We start from the raw sequence: 17,071 nt of genomic DNA on the forward strand, positions 1-17,071 counted from the left end.
TGCCTCTGGCCATGCAAGAGCATTCCATGCTATACAGCACCCACGCTTCGGCCCTGGTGGTCATTCTTTTTTGCTTCCTGCTGATTTTCACCGCTATTGGTGTAAGAGTAGGCCGAAAGCGGAAGTCGTTTGCACCGGTGAATGAGCAGTCGGTGCCGGTGGCTTCGCTGCTGGCGCTACAGGGCTTGCTGCTGGCTTTCACCTTCGCCATGGCGGGCACCCGGTTTGAGGCCCGCCGCACCGCCATTGTCGATGAGGCCAAGGCCATCAATACGGTTATTCAGCGGGTTGATTTGTATGAGCCCACGCAGCGGCAGGCCTTCCGGCGCGATTTGAACCACTACTTGGAAGCCCGGCTGCAGTATTCTACCGCCCCCTTCGACAAAGCCGTGACGGACACGGCGCTGCGCCGCTCGGCCCGCTACGGCCGCCGGCTCTGGGCCCGAACTATGCTGCTGGCGCCCAACCTGAACAACCAGATAGCCACCGAGCAGATGGTAACGGGCCTGAACACGATGTTTGAGCAGGCCATTGCCCGGCAGGCCGCCCGCCGGGCCCGCGTGCCCGACCCCATCGTGTACATGCTGTTCATCATGTCGTTGGCCACGGCCTTCTTCACGGGCTACACCAGCGCCAACCGCCACAAAGTGGACTGGCTGGCCGTGGGCGCGTTTCATTTCCTGGTGGCCATGGTCATCTACATCACCCTCGACCTCGACCGCCCGCGCCGGGGCCTGATTCGGGTGAGCGACATGAACGAGCTGATGCTGGATCTGCGCCAAGTGTTCCGGGCCGGCGGCTAAACGGCTCTAGAACAGCACTGACACCTGCATCCGGCCCGTGTGCACGGCGTTCAGGCCGTTGGCCTTGCGGCCGTCGTAGGCCACGGTCACGTTCAGGCCGTTGCTCAGGCGCTGCTCCAGGTTCAGGTTCCAGGTAAAGTTGCTGCCGGGGCGCAGGGCATTTAGTATTTCGAGGCCCACCAGCGAGTTTTCGGGGCCGCCTTTAAAGCCCACGCCCACGTAGCGCACGGCCCCGGTCAGGGTGCGCTTGCTCACCTGGCTCAAGCGCGTTTCCAGGCCCAGCTCGTCGAAGGTGCCGCGAGTGTCCTTTTCCGCGCCTTCGCGGGTGTTGCGCCGGGTGGTGTGCAGGTAGGTGCCGGTGAAGCGCAGCGAGTTGTTGGGCTGGTAGCTGATTTCGGGCGAGGCCTCGTAGCTCAGCAGGCGAAAGTCGCGGGCGGGCTGGGTGCCGGGCAGCGTGCTGAGGTAATTGGTGAGGCTGGCCCGCACGGTGCGCGCGGTGGTGAGGCGGCCGGTGAAGCTCTGGGCCAGCGTGCGGCGCACCAGCAGCTGCTGGCTGGCCAGGTTGCGCGTGTCGGTGCCGTTGGTAAGCAGCACCTTCTGCTGGGTCTGCTGCACCGTGAATTCGGCCCCGAAAATAGGATTGGAGCGGTTGAAATAGAGCGTGTTGCGCAGCAGCTTGTTCAGCGAGAGCAGCAGCTGGTCGTCGGTCTGAAACGCAAACGGATTCAGGCGCGAGCTGAGCGCGGTTTCGGTGGTGCGCCGGTCCAGCGTGACGGTGGTGAGGGTGGAAAAGCGTGCCGCCAGGGCCCGCAAGCCCTGCCCTTCGCGCCACGCCCGCGGGGCACTGGTAGTGAGGCGGTAGCTGAAGCGGTTGGTGAAGGCGGTAATGTAGTCGTCGGTGGGCAAAAACACCTTGATGTGGGTCCGAAACTGCGCGTCGGGCGTTTGGGCCTCAAAAAACTCCTCCTTGTCCTGGCGGGTGTTGCCGTTGGCATCGCCGCCATAGTAGTGGGTGCCCTGACCGTTGCTCACCACCAGAAAGGCAAAATCGCGCTTCAGCTCGCGGCCGGTGGCAATGCTGTAGCTCAGCTCGGAGCGTAGCACGTTCTGAAAAAACGAGGCGTTCCAGTCGATTTTGCTCAGCACCGTGCGCTGACGGGCGCTGTCGCGGGCGGCCAGGTCGCGGTAGGCCAGCAGCACGTTCAGGTCCTGGTTTTGGCCCAGGCGGCTGGCCAGCGTGCCCTGCCAGGTTTGGGCGCGGCCCCGCTCGCGCAGCTCGTTGTCCTGGGGCGTTTGGTCGCGGCGGAAGGTGTAGTCGAGGCGGAAGCGGGTTTTGGCGCTGTCGCGGCTTTGCAGAAACAGTGCGTGCTCGTCGTAGTAGTTGGCCGAAGTCAGCGAGTCGCCGTCGGGCAGGGCCACGCGGTTTTTGTCGAAGCGGTAGGCGTAGCCGGGCACCACGGGGCCGCGCACGTAGCGGGCCGTGGCCTCGCCCCGCGCCCAGCCCGAGTGGCGCCGCCCCGCCTCCGAATTCAGCACAAACAGGCCGCTACGCACTTCCACATCGCCTAGTTTGCGGGCCACGTCCAGCCAGTGCTGCACACCGCTCACCTCGCCGGCCCGGTAGCGGCGGCTGAGACGGTAGTTGAAGGCGTTGTCGAAATCCTTCACCGCCCCCACCGAGAAGTTGAGGATGTTGTCTTCGCGGGCCACGCGGCGCACGGCATTGCCCTGGGTGGTGCTGGTGGTGCTCCAGTTGCGGTCAAACTCCACGTCGCGGTAGCGGTCGATGGGCGCGAAGCGGCGGCTGGTATACTCGTAGTCGAGGGTGGTGCGCAGCTTGTATGCGCGCAAAATGGGCAGCGCCAGCGGCCGGTCGAGTACGGCGTAGCCTACCCGAAACGCCTGCCCCTTATCGGCCGCCGCCGAAAACCGGTTCAGATCCAGCTGCGACGAGGCCAGATCTACGAATACCGTAGCCGTGGAATCGAGGCGGAAGCTGGTGCCCACGGCCACGAGCTGCTTTTCCAGCGGCGTGGGTATCAGCCGCTCGGCGCGGTAGCTGCCCCGGCCGGTGCCCACGTAGCGGTACACGCGGCCGTTGGCGTTGGCATCGTCGGGGCTCAGGCTGTAGTCGCCGGTGCCGGAGTCCACCTGCGTGAAGCGCACGTCAAACACGCGGGTGGAGTCGGTGGGCGGATACACGAACGTGTCCACGGGCTGCCCTGTCACCGGATCGGTGCGGGTCACGCGGTTGTACTGCACCTGCTGGCGGTTGTACTGCACCGCCACGCCGCCCGGCACGCTCAGCTGGCTCACGTTGCCGGGCAGCGCCTGCAGGCGGGCGCGGTCCAGCGAGTCCAGCGTGAGGTTGGGCGAGTTGTCGGGGTTGTCGGCTTCGCGGTAATAGTTGGCCCGCACGCTCAGCCGGCCCGCTTCCTGATAGTGGCTCAGGTGCGTGAGCGTGCGAGAATAGTTGAAGTCGGAGTACTCAAAATCGACCTTGAGGCGCGAGTTGCGGGTGATGAGGTGCTTGGGCGAAAAGGTTATTTCGGCCTGATTGTAGTCAATCACATAGTCGAAATCGAAGCCGCGCGTCATCAGCCGGCCATCCAGAAACACCCGCTCGGAGTTGGCCAGCACAATGATGAACTGCTCGCCGTTGGGCCCACGCAGGCGGTAAGGTCCCTGCACGTTTTCGATGGGCGCCAAGTCGATGGAAGCGAATTTGCCCTTGGCCACGCCGGCCGCCGCCACCGAGCTGCTGCGCCGGCCGGGGCGGCCCAGGTTCACCTCGGCCGCCGCGCCCTGCACATTTTTGTAGAAGCGCAGAAAGTAATCGGGCTTGTTGCGCAGCACCACGTCGCCGGCCGTTAAGTTCCAGTTGGGGTGGGCCAGCGTGATGTAGATGCGGTCAAATTCCTGGAGCTGCTGGGTGTTGCCCTCGGGCTGAAACGGCACGTTCTGGTCCGAAATAGCCGCCGTGAGGTTGATTTTGTCCGTGAGCTTGCCCTCCAGCTGCAGGTTGAGCGAGGAGTTGACAAACACGTTCTGGGTGTTGCCAAACGACACACCCCGCGACAGATTGCCGGTTTTGCTGATGCCGGGCGTGCTCAGAATCTGCTCCTTCACCGCAAAATCGTCGAACTGCATTACGCGCCGCGTGAAGCTCAGGCTGTCCATCAGGCTGCGGGGCCGACGGTAGCGGGCCGCCGAAAGCTGCACGGGCAGCACGCGGTAGCACACCAGCACCGAGTCGGGCGCGCCGGGCACGATGATATCGGGCCGGCCGGGGTCGGGGTTGGGCAGGCGGCGGCCCCGCGACACGTAGCGGTAGCGGTCGGTGGGCGCGTCGTAGGCCACGCTGCGGCCTTCAATGCTCACCGAGGCCGGCACCACCGTCAGCGTATCGGGCAGGGCAAAGCTGGTCGTGTCGCGGTCCGGCGCGAGGCGCACCCAGCGGCACCGCCGCGACGACGGCACGCCCACCTGCTGCCCTACGGCGGCGTGCGCGGCCAGCAAAACCATCAGCAGCAGGCAGGCGGGCAGAAGCCGATGCGTAATGCTGCGGATCATAGAAACGGGTTGCGGATTGGGGACACGGCGGGGCTGGCTCAACAACGCGCGAAGCGGTTTTTTGGTGCTTGTCGTTTGGGTATTGGCCGGCTGTCTTGGCCATCTGTCATCCTGAGCCTGCGAAGGACCTTATGCCAGTTGAACAAGTCGTTGTTACGATAGTCGTTATACCGTGATAAGGTCCTTCGCAGGCTCAGGATGACAGGCGAAAAAAATGCAGCAGCCTTCTACGCCGGAGCCAGCGGCAGCTCGATGCAGAACCTGGTGCCCACGCCTTCTTCGGTTTCAAACCAGATGCGGCCGCCCGCGCTTTCAATGCCGCGCCGCGCCACCGCCAGCCCAATGCCGGAGCCGGATTCCTTGGTGGTGAAATTGGGCACGAAAATCTTGTCGCGCACGTCCGCCGGAATGCCGGCCCCGTTGTCCTGAATGCAGATGCGCACCTGGTCATTCTCCTGCCGGGTCACGGCCGCTACTACGTGCGGAGTGCGCCCGGCCGGCACCGATTGCAGGGCATTGATCAGCAGGTTGTTGAAGGTGCGCACCAGCAGGTTTTCATCGGCAAAGACGAGGTAGTGGCCGGCCTGGGCCTCCGCGGGCTCGTGCAGCTGAATGGTGCCGCCGTGCGCGTCGCCCTGGTGCAGGGCCACGCAGCGATGCAGAATGGCCACCACATCCAACCGCTCGGGGCGCATGGCGGGCAGGTTGGTGAAGTTGCTGAAGGACGTGGCAATGTCGTTCAGCACATCTACCTGCGTAATCAGGGTCTGGGAGATTTTGCCGATCAGCTCCTCCACGTTGGGCCGCTGCTCGGCAATGGCCTTCTGCAAAAACTGCAGCGAGAGCTTCATCGGCGTGAGCGGGTTCTTGATTTCATGGGCCACCTGCCGGGCCATCTCGCGCCAGGCGGCCTCTTTTTCCTGGGTGGCCAGCTCCTGCTTGCTCTCCTCCAGCTTCAGCAGCATGGCATTATACTCGCGCACCAGCAGCCCAATCTCATCCGACGACTCGTAGGCCAGCATCTCGTTCTGGCCGGTGAGGGTGGTGTGCTTCAGCTTTTCGGTAATGACTTTCAGCGGGTTGGTCAGCAGCCGCGAGGCCACGAAAGTGAGCACCAAAAACAGGATGAACATCACGGTGAAGATGTTCAGGATGGTCGAAATCAGCTCGATAAGCTTGTTGTCCAGCTCTTTTTCCGAGTCGAAAAACGGAATACCCACGTAGCCCGTCACCGCCCCGGCTTGCCCCTGGCCCGTGAGCGTGTGCAGCGGCAGATACAGCGCATTGAACGAGAGCGTGCCGGCCTGTTCGGTGAGCAACACCCTGGGCTGCCCACGCTCGGCCAGCGAAGCCACCGCCTGCGGATTCATCAGCGGACTCAGCAAGCCCGACTCGAAGATCAGAGGCTGACTGCTCACCAGCAGCTGGCCGTGAGCATCGTAGAGGTTGAGGTCGGTTTCGGTGAGGCCGGCCACGTTTTCGGCCAGGTCGATGAGTGGGGCGCGGCTGGCCGAGTCGGCCAGCAGGCCCGTGTTGCGCAGCAGGTTTTCCTGCACTGCTTTGCCGCGCCGCTCGTAGGTGCGGCGCAGGTCGCTTTTGTAAGAAGAGGTAACTTGGCTGGCCGTGGCCACGCTTACCACCACCAGCGGCACCAAAATGCCAAAATTGAGAAAGAGCTGAATCTTGGTGCTGAAATTGGTCTGAAACGCCTCCACGTAGCGCCCCCGTCCCAGCATGTACAGCCCGATGCACAGCAGCCAGAAGAAAGTGTGCAGCAAAAACAGGAAGGAAAAATTCGACAGCCAGTTGCTGAACGAGTACGTGGCCGTGGTGACCACCACCGTGCGGCCCTGCGGCCCGCGCACGGCCAGATGGTGAAAATCGTTGACCGACAGGCCCGCGGTGTAGAGCTTGGGGTCGCGCAGCTCTTGAGCCGAGAGGTTGTTGCTGTAGTCAAAATCCCCCTCATTGTACATCAAACGGCCGTTTTCGTAGCCGGCGTAGCTTAGCTCCGGGCCAATATTGGGCTGAAAGAACTTCTGATCGACCAGCAGCTCGGGCACCACGCTGTAGGCCGTCAGCTTCTTGAGCGAAAGCTCCAGCAGCACCGTGTTGGCACCGCGCCCGGCGGCGCTGGGCACCCGCACAAACGCCACGTAGCGCCTGGTACTGAACGAGTTACTGCCCCGCACGAGGTACAGGTTGGGCTGGTCGGTGGGCGTGGCCTTGCGCAGCAGCTGCCGCCGCACCTGGTACAGGGAAGGAGCCCGCTCGCCCCCGTCAGCCGCCTTGCCGTTCGGGTCGAAGAGCGACACCACGATTTCGTATTTGTCGAAATAGTCGCGCAGGTAATACTTCACAATCTTCTGCCGTACCATGTCGCGGTTGGCAAACGGGCTGGCCAGCATGGAGCGAATCAGCGGGTCGGCCGCCAGCTCGCGGGTGCGCCCAGCCAGCAGATACTCACCCTGCAAGTCATTATCCAGCAGTAGGTTGGCCGCAATATTCTGCTTGTTCAAAACTAGCTGGTGGTCGAAATGCTCGTAGAGGGCCAGGGCCCCCACCGCCGAGCTGACCCCCAGCATCAGGAAGATAAACAGGTAAATCTGGTAGGGCACCACCGCCGCCAGTTGCTTGAGCCCGGTGAGCCGAACCACGAAAAAGAACAGCAGCGTGATTCCCAACAGCACCAGATCCATCTGATCGAGCCACAGGCCGGTGGGCAGAAAAACAATGGCGCTGCTGCCCAGCAGCAATACGCCAAGCCGCTTGGTGCCCGGCCGAACGATAGTGGTGAAGAGTTGCGACAGAATATAGAACCCGACCAGATAGCCACCGGTATGCAGCACGATGGCAAAGCCCAGCAGCAGCTTAAAGCCGCTGATCTGGATGCTTTGCGTGATATCCAGCACCAACTGGGAGTTGTTGAAGCTGTTGGAATAGAACTGAAACAGCAGCTCCAGCAACCCCAGAAACAGCAGCACTACCACGCCCCCAAACAGCGCCCGCGCCGCTAGCCCGTGCACCTGTCGCCCCCACCGCACCAGCCCGTAGCGCCGAAACAGCACCAGGCCATAATAGGCTGTGAGCAGCAGCAGAAAGGCATTGATGAGCAAGTCGCCGAGCGAAGGCGCCAGCCAGGAGGCCGCGTACACGCGCGGATCAAAGAGCGGAATTTCAATGACGGAGAAAGGCAGCCCCAAGTACAGCAGCACCGCCCGAAACGCCGCCAGCGGCACTACTACCGTCGCGGCCGCCGCCACTATTTCGCCCAGGGCCAGAAAGTCGCGCGCCAGCTTTAGCCAGGCAAACAGATACAGCCCAAACCCAAGCAGCAGCAGCGCCAACGATAGATATTTGCCCGCTGCCGAGTTCGTTTGCAGGTTCTCGATTGAGAAAAGGTAGCGCCCGCCTTCCGAGTAGATCTTGGGCAGTGCGCGGCCACCGGTCGGATTGACCACCAGCCCCACGTTCAGGCCCCGGAACAGCGCCGTTTCCTCGCCTTCCTTCAGGTAGCGGTTGCTGATGCCGTAGCGCTTTTCCAGGGGCACGTAGGTCAGAATCACGTAGGGGCCAGCCGTTTGGCGCAAGGCCAGAAAGCGCCCGAACTTCATGTCCACGAGCTTCTCCTCGAAGTTCTGCCCCACGTTTTCGGCATCCGGCCGCATCGTATGATCGGACCAGTACCAGAGCTGCTCGCCGCGAAAAATAAAGCACGGATACGTGGTGCGGCCAATCAGGGAGCTGAAGCTGATCTGGCCCTGTCGCAGCCGGTCGGCTACTTCGGCAGCTTCGCGCTCCGCGGTGGTTTCGGCTTCCAGCACCAGGCTCTGCAGGCGGGCCACGTCGGTGCGCAGCAGTGTGTCGGCGGCCTGACCGTACTGGCTGCTCACGTACGCGCCCAGAAAGCACAGGGCCGCCCCAATCAACAACAGCAACGGCGAAAGGCGGAACGACTTCAAAAGCAACTGGGGCTGGGCCGACGGGAAGATCGGGGCGAAAAGGAGAGCGGGCTACCAACAAAAATGCCGCCAAAGGGCGGCATTTCCTATCTTTCGGGCGCGGCAGTACGCACTACCTTCAGGTGTACGCTTCCGCGACAGAACTGTCTCACAGAGCAAAGGCACAAACTCAAACGGCCGCTCTATTTCTTGGCGTGCGTGTTTCGATACCAGAAGTAGCCCACGGCCCCGATCAGAATATACGGCACCGTCATCAGGTATAGAATGCCGCTATTGAGACCCGACGTGTCATACTCGCCCTTGTCGCTACGCGCCGATTCTACCTGAGTCTTGCACATGCTGCATTGCGCCTGGGTGGCCAGCGGAGCCAAGCTTAGCAACAAGCTCAGGCACAAGGCAAAAAAGCTGAAAGTCACTATTTTCTTCATCTTTCTTTCAACAGGTTTTGGCCGGTTAAGTTTCCTGGCACCAGCATTGAGGCACCCCGGCCCACCGAAAACATCAGGTGTAGTACGGCGAAATCATGAGGTACACGATAACGCCCGTAACGGACACGTACAGCCAGATCGGGAAGGTCCAGCGGGCAATGCGGCGGTGCTTCGCAAACTGCTCGGTGAGGGCAAAGTACAGCGTAAACAACACCAGGCCCACCGTGAGGGCCGCCAGCATAATATGGCTCAGCAGCAGCGCGAAGTACACGTAGCGTATCGTCCCCGTGCCGCCGAAAGACGTTGAAGCCACCTGCGAGTGATATACCACATACGACACCAGAAACAACGCGCCCAGCAAAAACGCGGTGCCCATCATAGCCCGGTGCTTCAACACCTCCTTGCGCCGAATAAAGTAGTAGCCCAGCAGCAGGCAAACGGCCGTCAGGGAGTTGAGTACGGCATTCAGCGCGGGCAGAAACCGCACTTGGGCTCCCGGCACCCGAAATGCCTCCGGGAAGTAGTGCAGAATGGCTACCAACAATGGCACGATGGCCGCCAGCGCGGCCATCGTAATCCTGATTTTGGTATGGTTTCCGGAATTAGCGGCCGGGGGAATTGTGGTCATAATTGTACAGCAGCACGCTGATTTCAGTGATGAGGCGGTTCACCTCCTTGGCTTTGGTGCCGTCGTAGATGCCGCGCACGCGCTTGTAGCGGTCTATCAGGTACAGATTCTGGCTGTGAATAAGGCCCGGCGCGGCCCCGGTGGGCGCGGGCAGCCGGTAGTCCTGCGTGGCCAGCCGATATAGGTCGTCTTGGCTGCCGGTTAGGAAAAACCACTTGCCGGCAATGGCCCCGTACTGCTCCGCGTAGCGCTCCAGCACCGCTACCGAGTCGTGCACCGGATCGACGGTGTGCGACACAAATTTCACGCGGGGGTCTTTGCGGAATTTTTCCTGCACCTGCATCAGCAGGCTGTTCATGCGCGGGCAGGCTCCGGGGCAGGTGGCAAAGAAGAAATTGGCCACGTACAGCCCGCCATCCAAGTCCTTCTGCGTTATCGTCCGGCCCGACTGGGAGGTGAGGCGGAAATCACCCAGTTGGTGAAAAACAGTATCGCGCTGCCACTTCCCCCCTACCAGCGTCGAATCGACACGGTCGGGCAGGTAAGTTGGCAGCGCGTAACGGTTGGTGCCGAAGGTTTTCAGAAACAGAAAAGCCAATACCGGCACGAGTAGCAGCAGGCCCAGCAACAGGGTTTGTTTGGGCCGCATCCGCTACTTAAAGATGTTATAGACGGCTTCGCCGATGTAGGATCCCTCGGTAATGAGCGCTACCAGCAACCAGATCAGCAGCGCCATCGGCACCAGAATCGTCCAGATCAGCCCTTTCGTTTCATGCTTCAGGTGCATGAACTCGGCCACAATAAAGAAGGCCTTGAAGATGGTCAGGATGATAAAAATGGAGTTGCGCAGCGTGCTGGGCTCCATGACGAACACGAAAACAAATTCCAGCGCCGTAATACCAACCAGTACAAAGAAGGTTTTCCAGATCCAGCCCGTATTCGGCTTCGGGATTTCGCCGAGCTGCTGCGTCTGGTCAGGTGCGTGATGAGCCATAATGGAGAATGTTGAATTTTGAGAGTTGAATTTTGAATGCTGAATACGCAGGCAGGTGGCCTGCTATTCAAGATTGGCTGAGTCAGGTGCAGAGCGCAAGCTCGGTAGACTTCAACCTACGAAATTCAAAATTGCTTAAACCAAGTAGAAGAAGGTGAAAACGAACACCCAAACCAAGTCTACAAAGTGCCAGTACAAGCCCACTTTCTCTACCATTTCATAGTGGCCGCGCTTCTCAAACGTGCCGTTGGTAGTGGCAATGAAGCAATACGCCAGCAAGCACAGGCCGCTGAATACGTGGGTGCCGTGGAAGCCGGTAATGAAGAAAAACAGGTCAGCAAACAGCACCGGGCCGTACTCGTTGGCGTGCAGATTGGCGCCGAAGAACGTGGTGCCATCCAGCATTTTTAGGCCATGGTCGGTGCCATGAATGAAGTGGCTCCACTCCCAGGCCTGGCAGCTCACGAACGTAGCGCCGAAGAGCAGCGTCCAGAGCAGCCATTTCTGCACGTCAGCTTTGTCCATGCGGTGGCCGGCTTCTACGGCCAATACCATCGTCACGGAGCTGAAAATCAGGATCATGGTCATCAAGGCCACGAAGGCCAGCGGCAAATCCATGCCGTGCAGACCGGGGAAGGAGTTGAATACCTTATCCGGAATGGGCCAGTAGGCCGAGCTGAACACGAAATCCTTATGGTCGCCGGTGTAGGCGAGGTGGCGGTGACGAACCAGCCCGTAGGTGGTCAGGAAAGCGGCAAACGTGAAAGCGTCAGACAGCAGGAAAAACCACATCATCAGCTTGCCATAGCTTGCCTTGAAGGGTTCGTTGCCTCCGTCCCAGGTGCCCGAGCGGGGCTCTTCGTGGGAAGTGCTGGGTGAAAGCGTCTGCGTCGTGGAAGTGGTGGACATAGCGGGCAGGGTAAAAACGAAATCAGTGGTTCAAAAGTAGGAACAAATACAGGTACAACCAAAGCGCGCCGAGGAAGTGCCAGTAGATGGTAACATTGCCAATGGAGAGCATCTGGCGCGAATGCACCTGATAGTTCAGGCTCTTGCGCAAAACAATGAGCAGAAAGATGAGGCCCGTGATGAGGTGAAAAGCGTGCACGCCGGTGAGTACATACAAGAACGAGCCGGACGGATTGGAGTCTACGCCGCCGAAGAAAATCTTGTTCTGCACCAGATCAGCCCACACGTTCCACTGCCCTACCAGGAAGGCCACGCCCAGCACAAAAGTCAGGATCAGACCCAGTTGCACGCGGCGCAATTCATCCTTGCGGGCCGAAAAATACGCCCACTGCACAGTGGCGCTGCTCAAGGCCAGAATGATGGTGGTAATCAGCAGCCGGGCCGGCAGCTCAAACTCCAGCCAGTTGCCCTCCTCGCGCCGCACGATGTAGGCGCTGGTGTAAGCGGCAAAAATCATGGTGATGCTCACCATCATCAGCCACAGCAGAAACCTTAGCGGGTGTGTACCGGCACCGGGCTCTTTTTCTGGTAAAATCTCCGAAGTATCCATCCTGAAAAGTTAAATTTTGTCGAGTACCAGCGCAATCTGAACGATGGGCAGGTAGAGAAAAGAGCCGAACATGATGCGCATGGCCGCTTTTTTGGTGCAGGTGCGCATCAGATAAAACGTCTGCATCAGAAAAAGCACGCCGCAGACCACGGCTACCACGGCGTAGGTTTTGCCGCTCATGCCAAACTGAAACGGCAGCAGGCTCAGCGGCACCAGCAGCAGCGTATAGGTCATTATCTGGAAAGCCGTACGCATGTCCTTGCCGCCCGGCGTGGGTAGCATTTTGAAGCCGGCCTTTTTGTAGTCGTCATCGAGCACCCAGGCAATGGCCCAGAAATGCGGAAACTGCCACATGAACTGAATCCCAAATAACACCAGCGCCTCCAGGCCCAGAATATTGGTAGCGGCTACGTAGCCAATCAGCGGCGGCATTCCGCCCGGAATCGCCCCCACCGCCACGCAAATGGGCGAAATACGCTTGAGCGGGGTATAAACGAATCCGTACAGAATGAGCGACAACAGCGACAGCGCCGCCGCCTGCACATTGAAAAAGTAAGCCAGCAGTCCCAGGCCCAATACGCCCAGTACTACGGTGAAGACCCAAGCCTCCGCGATGTTGAGCACGCCCATTGGCAAGGGGCGGTTGGCTGTGCGCTTCATCAGCTTGTCGAGGTCACGCTCGAAGATCTGGTTGATGGTGTTGGCAGAGCCCGTCACGGCCAGCCCACCTACCAGCACTAGCAGCGCCCGACTCCAATCGAATTCCTGCACGCCGAGCAGGTATCCGATGGCGCTGGAAAACGCCACCGTCAAGGCCAGCCGAAACTTAATCAACTGGAAATAAGCCCTGGCTTTTATCATTAATGAGGGGAACAAACCACCCGCTGAATCAACCGCAAACGGGGCCGCAAAGTTACGCAACAACGCCCGGATAAGCGACCTGCGCGGCCAATTTCGTCAGTCGCCGATACGTGACGATGGTGAGGAACTGGGCACCAAACAGTAGCGTAGCTACCGTGAGGTGCACCGGCTGCACCGCCGCCGGAAACGCCAGATACGCCAGCGTGATACCCGCCAAAATCTCCACACCGATAAATGCCAGTATCAGCGTAGCCATTCGGTGCAATGACTTGGCGCTTAGACGGTACAGCCGATACGCCGCGTAAAGATTGAGCAGTAGCAATACCGCCGAAAACGTGCGGTGCACCTTAAAGGTCAGTCCCAGCTGCTCTACCCAGGCCGCCCGGTTCAGGTAGTTGTTGGCAAAGGCCACCACATCTACCTCCTCGCGAACCTGCGTGCCCAGCACGATTTGCCCGAAGGTGAGCAGCGTAATCAGCCAGAGCAAGGCCAGCAGCGAACCGGAAGCCGGCAGCACGGTTGGCAGCGGCGAAGCATAGTTTTTCTGCGAGCGAACAACGGCGTACAGCAGTAACGCCACAATCAGCAGCGCCAGCCCCATATGGATGGTCACCATGATGGGCAGCAGGTTGGTAGAAACCACCAAAGAGCCGAGCCAACCCTGAAAACCCGTCAGAATAAAGCAGTCAAGCGCCAGCCAGAACACTTTTCGGTCCCGCTGCCAGTATGGTAGCGCGAAGACGACAGTCAGGAAAACGAATACCCCGATCAGGGCTCCCAGCACTCGGTTCAGGTATTCAATCCAGGTTTTGGTGGCGTTGAAATCGGTTTCGATGTACTGGGTAGGATGCGCGAAAATCTCCCCGGCAACCTGCTTAAAGCCCAGCCGTTCCAGCGTGCGGGCCAGCTTCTGGTTTTTGGCCACGCGCTGCGCTGTGTACACTTCTTTGTAATTGGTAGGCAGCTGGCTGAGCTGCGTCGGTGGTATCCAGCTACCGAAGCATTTGGGCCAGTCGGGACACCCCATGCCCGAGCCGGTGCTGCGCACGATGCCGCCTACCAGAATGAGCAGATACACCGAAACCACCGTCAGAATACCGACAAAGCGAAAACGGCGCACAAAAGCAGGTATTTCCATGCGTAAGAAAAAGGCTGATTATTGGTAGTACAACAAGCCAGATCGGCATTCGGATTGAAACAGCAAAGGGGAAATCCAGCCGGCTGGATTTCCCCTTTGGGCAAGAAAAACGGGCCGCCGTAGATACAGCGGCCCGTTTCAAAAGTTAGTGCCCAGCGGGCTATTCCATGTCGCGCTCGTAGGGCAGGTTCGACGACTGCGTCTGCGAGTAGGGCACGTTTTGAGGAATGAAATCTTCCGCAGCGCCAGGCTTGCTATAATCGTAGGGCCAGCGGTACACGGCTGGGATTTCGCCGGGCCAGTTGCCATGACCGGGTGATACCGGTGTGGTCCACTCCAGCGTCGTCGAGTTCCACGGATTTTCGGTGGCGCGACGGCCGCGGAAAATGCTGTAGAAGAAGTTGATGATGAAGACGAACTGCGCGAAGAAGGCCAGAATGGCGGCGACGGAAATAAACTTGTTCAGGTCAGCAAACTGGCTGAACGTGTCGAAACCGGTCCAGGCGTAGTAGCGGCGGGGGAAACCGGCAATGCCTACGTAGTGCATGGGCAGGAACACCAGATACACACCCAGGAACGTGAGCCAGAAGTGGATGTAGCCCAGCTTCTCGTCCATGTGGCGGCCGAACATCTTCGGGAACCAGTGGTACACCCCGGCAAACAGGCCGAAGAAAGCCGATGAGCCCATCACTAGGTGGAAGTGAGCTACCACGAAGTACGTGTTGTGCATTTGAATATCCAGCGCGGCGTTGCCGAGAATGATACCGGTCAGACCACCCGAGATGAACAGCGACACGAAGCCAATTGAGAACATCATGGCCGTGGTGAAGCGGATGTTACCGCGCCACAGTGTAGCCAGCCAGTTGAAAGTCTTCACGGCCGAAGGCACGGCGATAATCAGCGTCAGGAACATGAAGACCGAACCCAGGAACGGGTTCATGCCCGTGATGAACATGTGGTGAGCCCATACCACGAACGACAGAAGCGAGATGCCCATCAGCGAGCCAATCATGGCGCGGTAGCCGAAAATCGGCTTGCGTGAGTTGGTAGCCAGAATTTCCGATACCATACCCATTGCCGGCATGATAACGATGTACACCTCGGGGTGGCCCAGGAACCAAAACAAGTGCTGGAACAGGATAGGTGAACCACCTACGTTTGGCAGCGCCTGCCCGGCAATGTAGATGTCCGACAGAAAGAAAGAGGTACCGAATGAGCGGTCAAAGATGAGCAGCAGCGCGGCCGAAAAGAGAACCGGGAACGAAAGCAGGCCCAGAATAGCCGTCAGGAAAAACGACCAGATGGTAAGCGGCAGCTTGCTCATGCTCATGCCGCGGGTCCGCAGGTTGATAACCGTGGTGATGTAGTTAACGCCACCCAGCAACTGCGAAATAATAAACAGTGCCATGCTCACCAGCCACATCGTCATGCCGGCTCCCGAACCGGGAATAGCCTGAGGCAAGGCGCTCAGCGGTGGGTAGATCGTCCAGCCAGCCGAAGCCGGGCCGGTTTCCAGGAACAGCGAAGTGAACATGATAATGCTCGACAGGAAAAAGAACCAGTACGAGAGCATGTTCATAAAGCCCGAAGCCATGTCGCGGGCACCCACTTGCAGCGGAATCAGGAAGTTGGAGAACGTGCCGCTCAAGCCGGCCGTCAGTACGAAGAACACCATGATGGTGCCGTGCATCGTAACCAGTGCCAGATAGAACTCCGGATTAAGCTTACCAGCCTCTATCCACTTGCCCAAGAACGGGGTCAGCCATTCCATCGTCGATTCGGGCCAGCCGAGCTGCAGGCGGAACAGACTCGAAAGCGTGCCGCCCAGAATAGCCCAGAAAATACCCGTAATCAGGAACTGCTTGGCAATTACTTTGTGATCTTGGCTAAAGACATACTTGAACAGCCAATGCTGGTCATGATGCTCGTGCTCATCGTGGTGCGCGTCGTGCCCGATGTGGGGCGCGGCCGTGCCGATACCACCTTGCACCTGCGCGTTGGTAGGAATGTTAGCAGCCATAGAAGCGTGCGTTAAATTGTAGTTTAGAGAGCTGGATTTGGCTGAGCGCCCACAGCTGCCGTAGCAGCCGGCACTACTTCTGTTTCAACCAGATTACCCGACTTCTGTTTGAGATTAGCCAAGACATCGGGGTTTTGCTCAGAAAATGATTTCTGGGCGGCAAACCAAGCCACGTAATCGGCTGGTTCATCAACCACAATGTTCAGCTTCATAGCAAAGTGCCCGCGGCCGCAAATCTGGTTACAGGCCAACTCGTAGTTGAACTTCGGATTGCCCAACTTGGCGCGCATCTCATCCGTGGTGACGGTAGGCGTGAACCAGAATTTGGTCGGCATGCCGGGCACGGCGTACATCTGCACCCGGAAGTGCGGCATATACACGGCGTGCAGCACGTCGCGCGAACGAATCTTGAGCAACACCGGATGGCCTTTCGGCACGTGAACCTCACCGGCTACAAAGTCATCCAGACCGCTCTTATCGTTCAGATCGAAGCCAAACTCATTGGTGGCATCAATCAGGCGGTAGTTTACTACGCCCAGCTTTTGGTCACGGCCGGGGTAGCGGACCAGCCAGTTGAACTGCTTGCCCATCACTTCCAGCACCACCGAATCTTTAGGAGCCGGACCCGTTATTTTAGACCATTCCTTCCAGCCGGCGAATACCAGACCGGCCATAACGATAGCGGGAATGATGGTCCAGACAATTTCAATCTTGTTGTTGTGCGAGTAGAAGAACGCGCGACGGCCTTCCTGATGCTGGTATTTGTAAGCGTAGAAGAACAGCAGAATTTGCGTCAGAGTGAAAACGATGCCGAGGATTGCCATCGTCACCCAAAACATGCGCTCCATGGCGTGGCCGTGCACGGAGGCAATCGGCGGATTCATCTTGCCGTAGTTGTCGACAAAGGAATAGGCAAACCATGCGCCGCCCAACACGAGGAACGCCATCATCAGAATGGCATTCACGCGGTTGCTGGTGCCAATCTCGCGCCGGGAGCTGCCCGAGAAAATTGAGGTCAGAATCTGGATGCGGAACAGCAGGCCAAACACGACCAGCAGCAACAGCAACAGCAGAAAGATACCGAGAGCAATCATTTTTGAGGAGTTAGAAGCTAGGAGTTAGGAGTTAGGAGCATCGGAGTAGAG

The 17,071-nt window shown here is 59.3% G+C and carries 13 protein-coding genes; 1 reads left to right on the forward strand and 12 read right to left on the reverse strand.

Features of this window, described 5'->3' with window-relative positions; translation table 11 throughout:
* Positions 1-11 precede the first annotated feature (11 nt).
* Positions 12-803: a bestrophin-like domain gene (locus tag BUB62_RS03315; protein ID WP_143164008.1), complete on the forward strand. Its 792-nt coding sequence runs from the start codon at positions 12-14 to the stop codon at positions 801-803.
* Positions 804-809: 6 nt separating this feature from the next.
* On the opposite strand, the gene BUB62_RS03320 is transcribed toward BUB62_RS03315, so the two are convergent.
* From BUB62_RS03320 to BUB62_RS03375, 12 genes are all read right to left on the reverse strand, one after another.
* On the reverse strand, positions 810-4,376 hold the full coding sequence (locus tag BUB62_RS03320) for a hypothetical protein (RefSeq protein ID WP_073106187.1): 3,567 nt from the start codon (positions 4,374-4,376) through the stop codon (positions 810-812).
* A gap of 227 nt (positions 4,377-4,603) precedes the next feature.
* Positions 4,604-8,338 carry a sensor histidine kinase gene (locus tag BUB62_RS03325; protein ID WP_084538794.1) on the reverse strand — a complete coding sequence of 1,245 codons (3,735 nt, stop codon included), beginning with the start codon at positions 8,336-8,338 and terminating at the stop codon, positions 4,604-4,606.
* A 182-nt stretch (positions 8,339-8,520) separates the two neighbouring features.
* A complete protein-coding gene (locus tag BUB62_RS19260) occupies positions 8,521-8,766 on the reverse strand; it encodes a hypothetical protein (protein ID WP_073106190.1) in 246 nt (81 codons plus the stop codon).
* Between the two features lie 73 nt (positions 8,767-8,839).
* Positions 8,840-9,394 carry a DUF420 domain-containing protein gene (locus BUB62_RS03335; RefSeq protein WP_073106192.1) on the reverse strand — a complete coding sequence of 185 codons (555 nt, stop codon included), beginning with the start codon at positions 9,392-9,394 and terminating at the stop codon, positions 8,840-8,842.
* Positions 9,369-10,043 carry an SCO family protein gene (locus BUB62_RS03340; RefSeq protein WP_073106193.1) on the reverse strand — a complete coding sequence of 225 codons (675 nt, stop codon included), beginning with the start codon at positions 10,041-10,043 and terminating at the stop codon, positions 9,369-9,371. The genes BUB62_RS03335 and BUB62_RS03340 overlap by 26 nt, the downstream gene beginning before the upstream one ends.
* Before the next feature lie 3 nt (positions 10,044-10,046).
* Positions 10,047-10,388 (reverse strand): cytochrome C oxidase subunit IV family protein, encoded by a 342-nt coding sequence (locus BUB62_RS03345; RefSeq protein WP_073106196.1) that lies wholly within the window; start codon positions 10,386-10,388, stop codon positions 10,047-10,049.
* 135 nt (positions 10,389-10,523) lie between these two features.
* A complete protein-coding gene (locus tag BUB62_RS03350; protein ID WP_073106198.1) occupies positions 10,524-11,297 on the reverse strand; it encodes a cytochrome c oxidase subunit 3 in 774 nt (257 codons plus the stop codon).
* Between the two features lie 22 nt (positions 11,298-11,319).
* Positions 11,320-11,907 carry a cytochrome c oxidase subunit 3 gene (locus BUB62_RS03355; protein ID WP_073106200.1) on the reverse strand — a complete coding sequence of 196 codons (588 nt, stop codon included), beginning with the start codon at positions 11,905-11,907 and terminating at the stop codon, positions 11,320-11,322.
* A 9-nt stretch (positions 11,908-11,916) separates the two neighbouring features.
* On the reverse strand, positions 11,917-12,768 hold the full coding sequence (gene cyoE / locus BUB62_RS03360; RefSeq protein ID WP_073106203.1) for a heme o synthase: 852 nt from the start codon (positions 12,766-12,768) through the stop codon (positions 11,917-11,919).
* A gap of 52 nt (positions 12,769-12,820) precedes the next feature.
* Entirely contained in the window at positions 12,821-13,906 is a 1,086-nt protein-coding gene (locus tag BUB62_RS03365; RefSeq protein ID WP_073106205.1) for a COX15/CtaA family protein, read from the reverse strand.
* 160 nt (positions 13,907-14,066) lie between these two features.
* Entirely contained in the window at positions 14,067-15,926 is a 1,860-nt protein-coding gene (locus BUB62_RS03370) for a cytochrome c oxidase subunit I (protein WP_234988620.1), read from the reverse strand.
* A gap of 23 nt (positions 15,927-15,949) precedes the next feature.
* Positions 15,950-17,020 (reverse strand): cytochrome c oxidase subunit II, encoded by a 1,071-nt coding sequence (locus tag BUB62_RS03375; RefSeq protein WP_073106207.1) that lies wholly within the window; start codon positions 17,018-17,020, stop codon positions 15,950-15,952.
* Positions 17,021-17,071 lie beyond the last annotated feature (51 nt).

Origin of the sequence: Hymenobacter daecheongensis DSM 21074 (genome assembly GCF_900141805.1) — a bacterium.
Lineage (GTDB): Bacteria > Bacteroidota > Bacteroidia > Cytophagales > Hymenobacteraceae > Hymenobacter > Hymenobacter daecheongensis.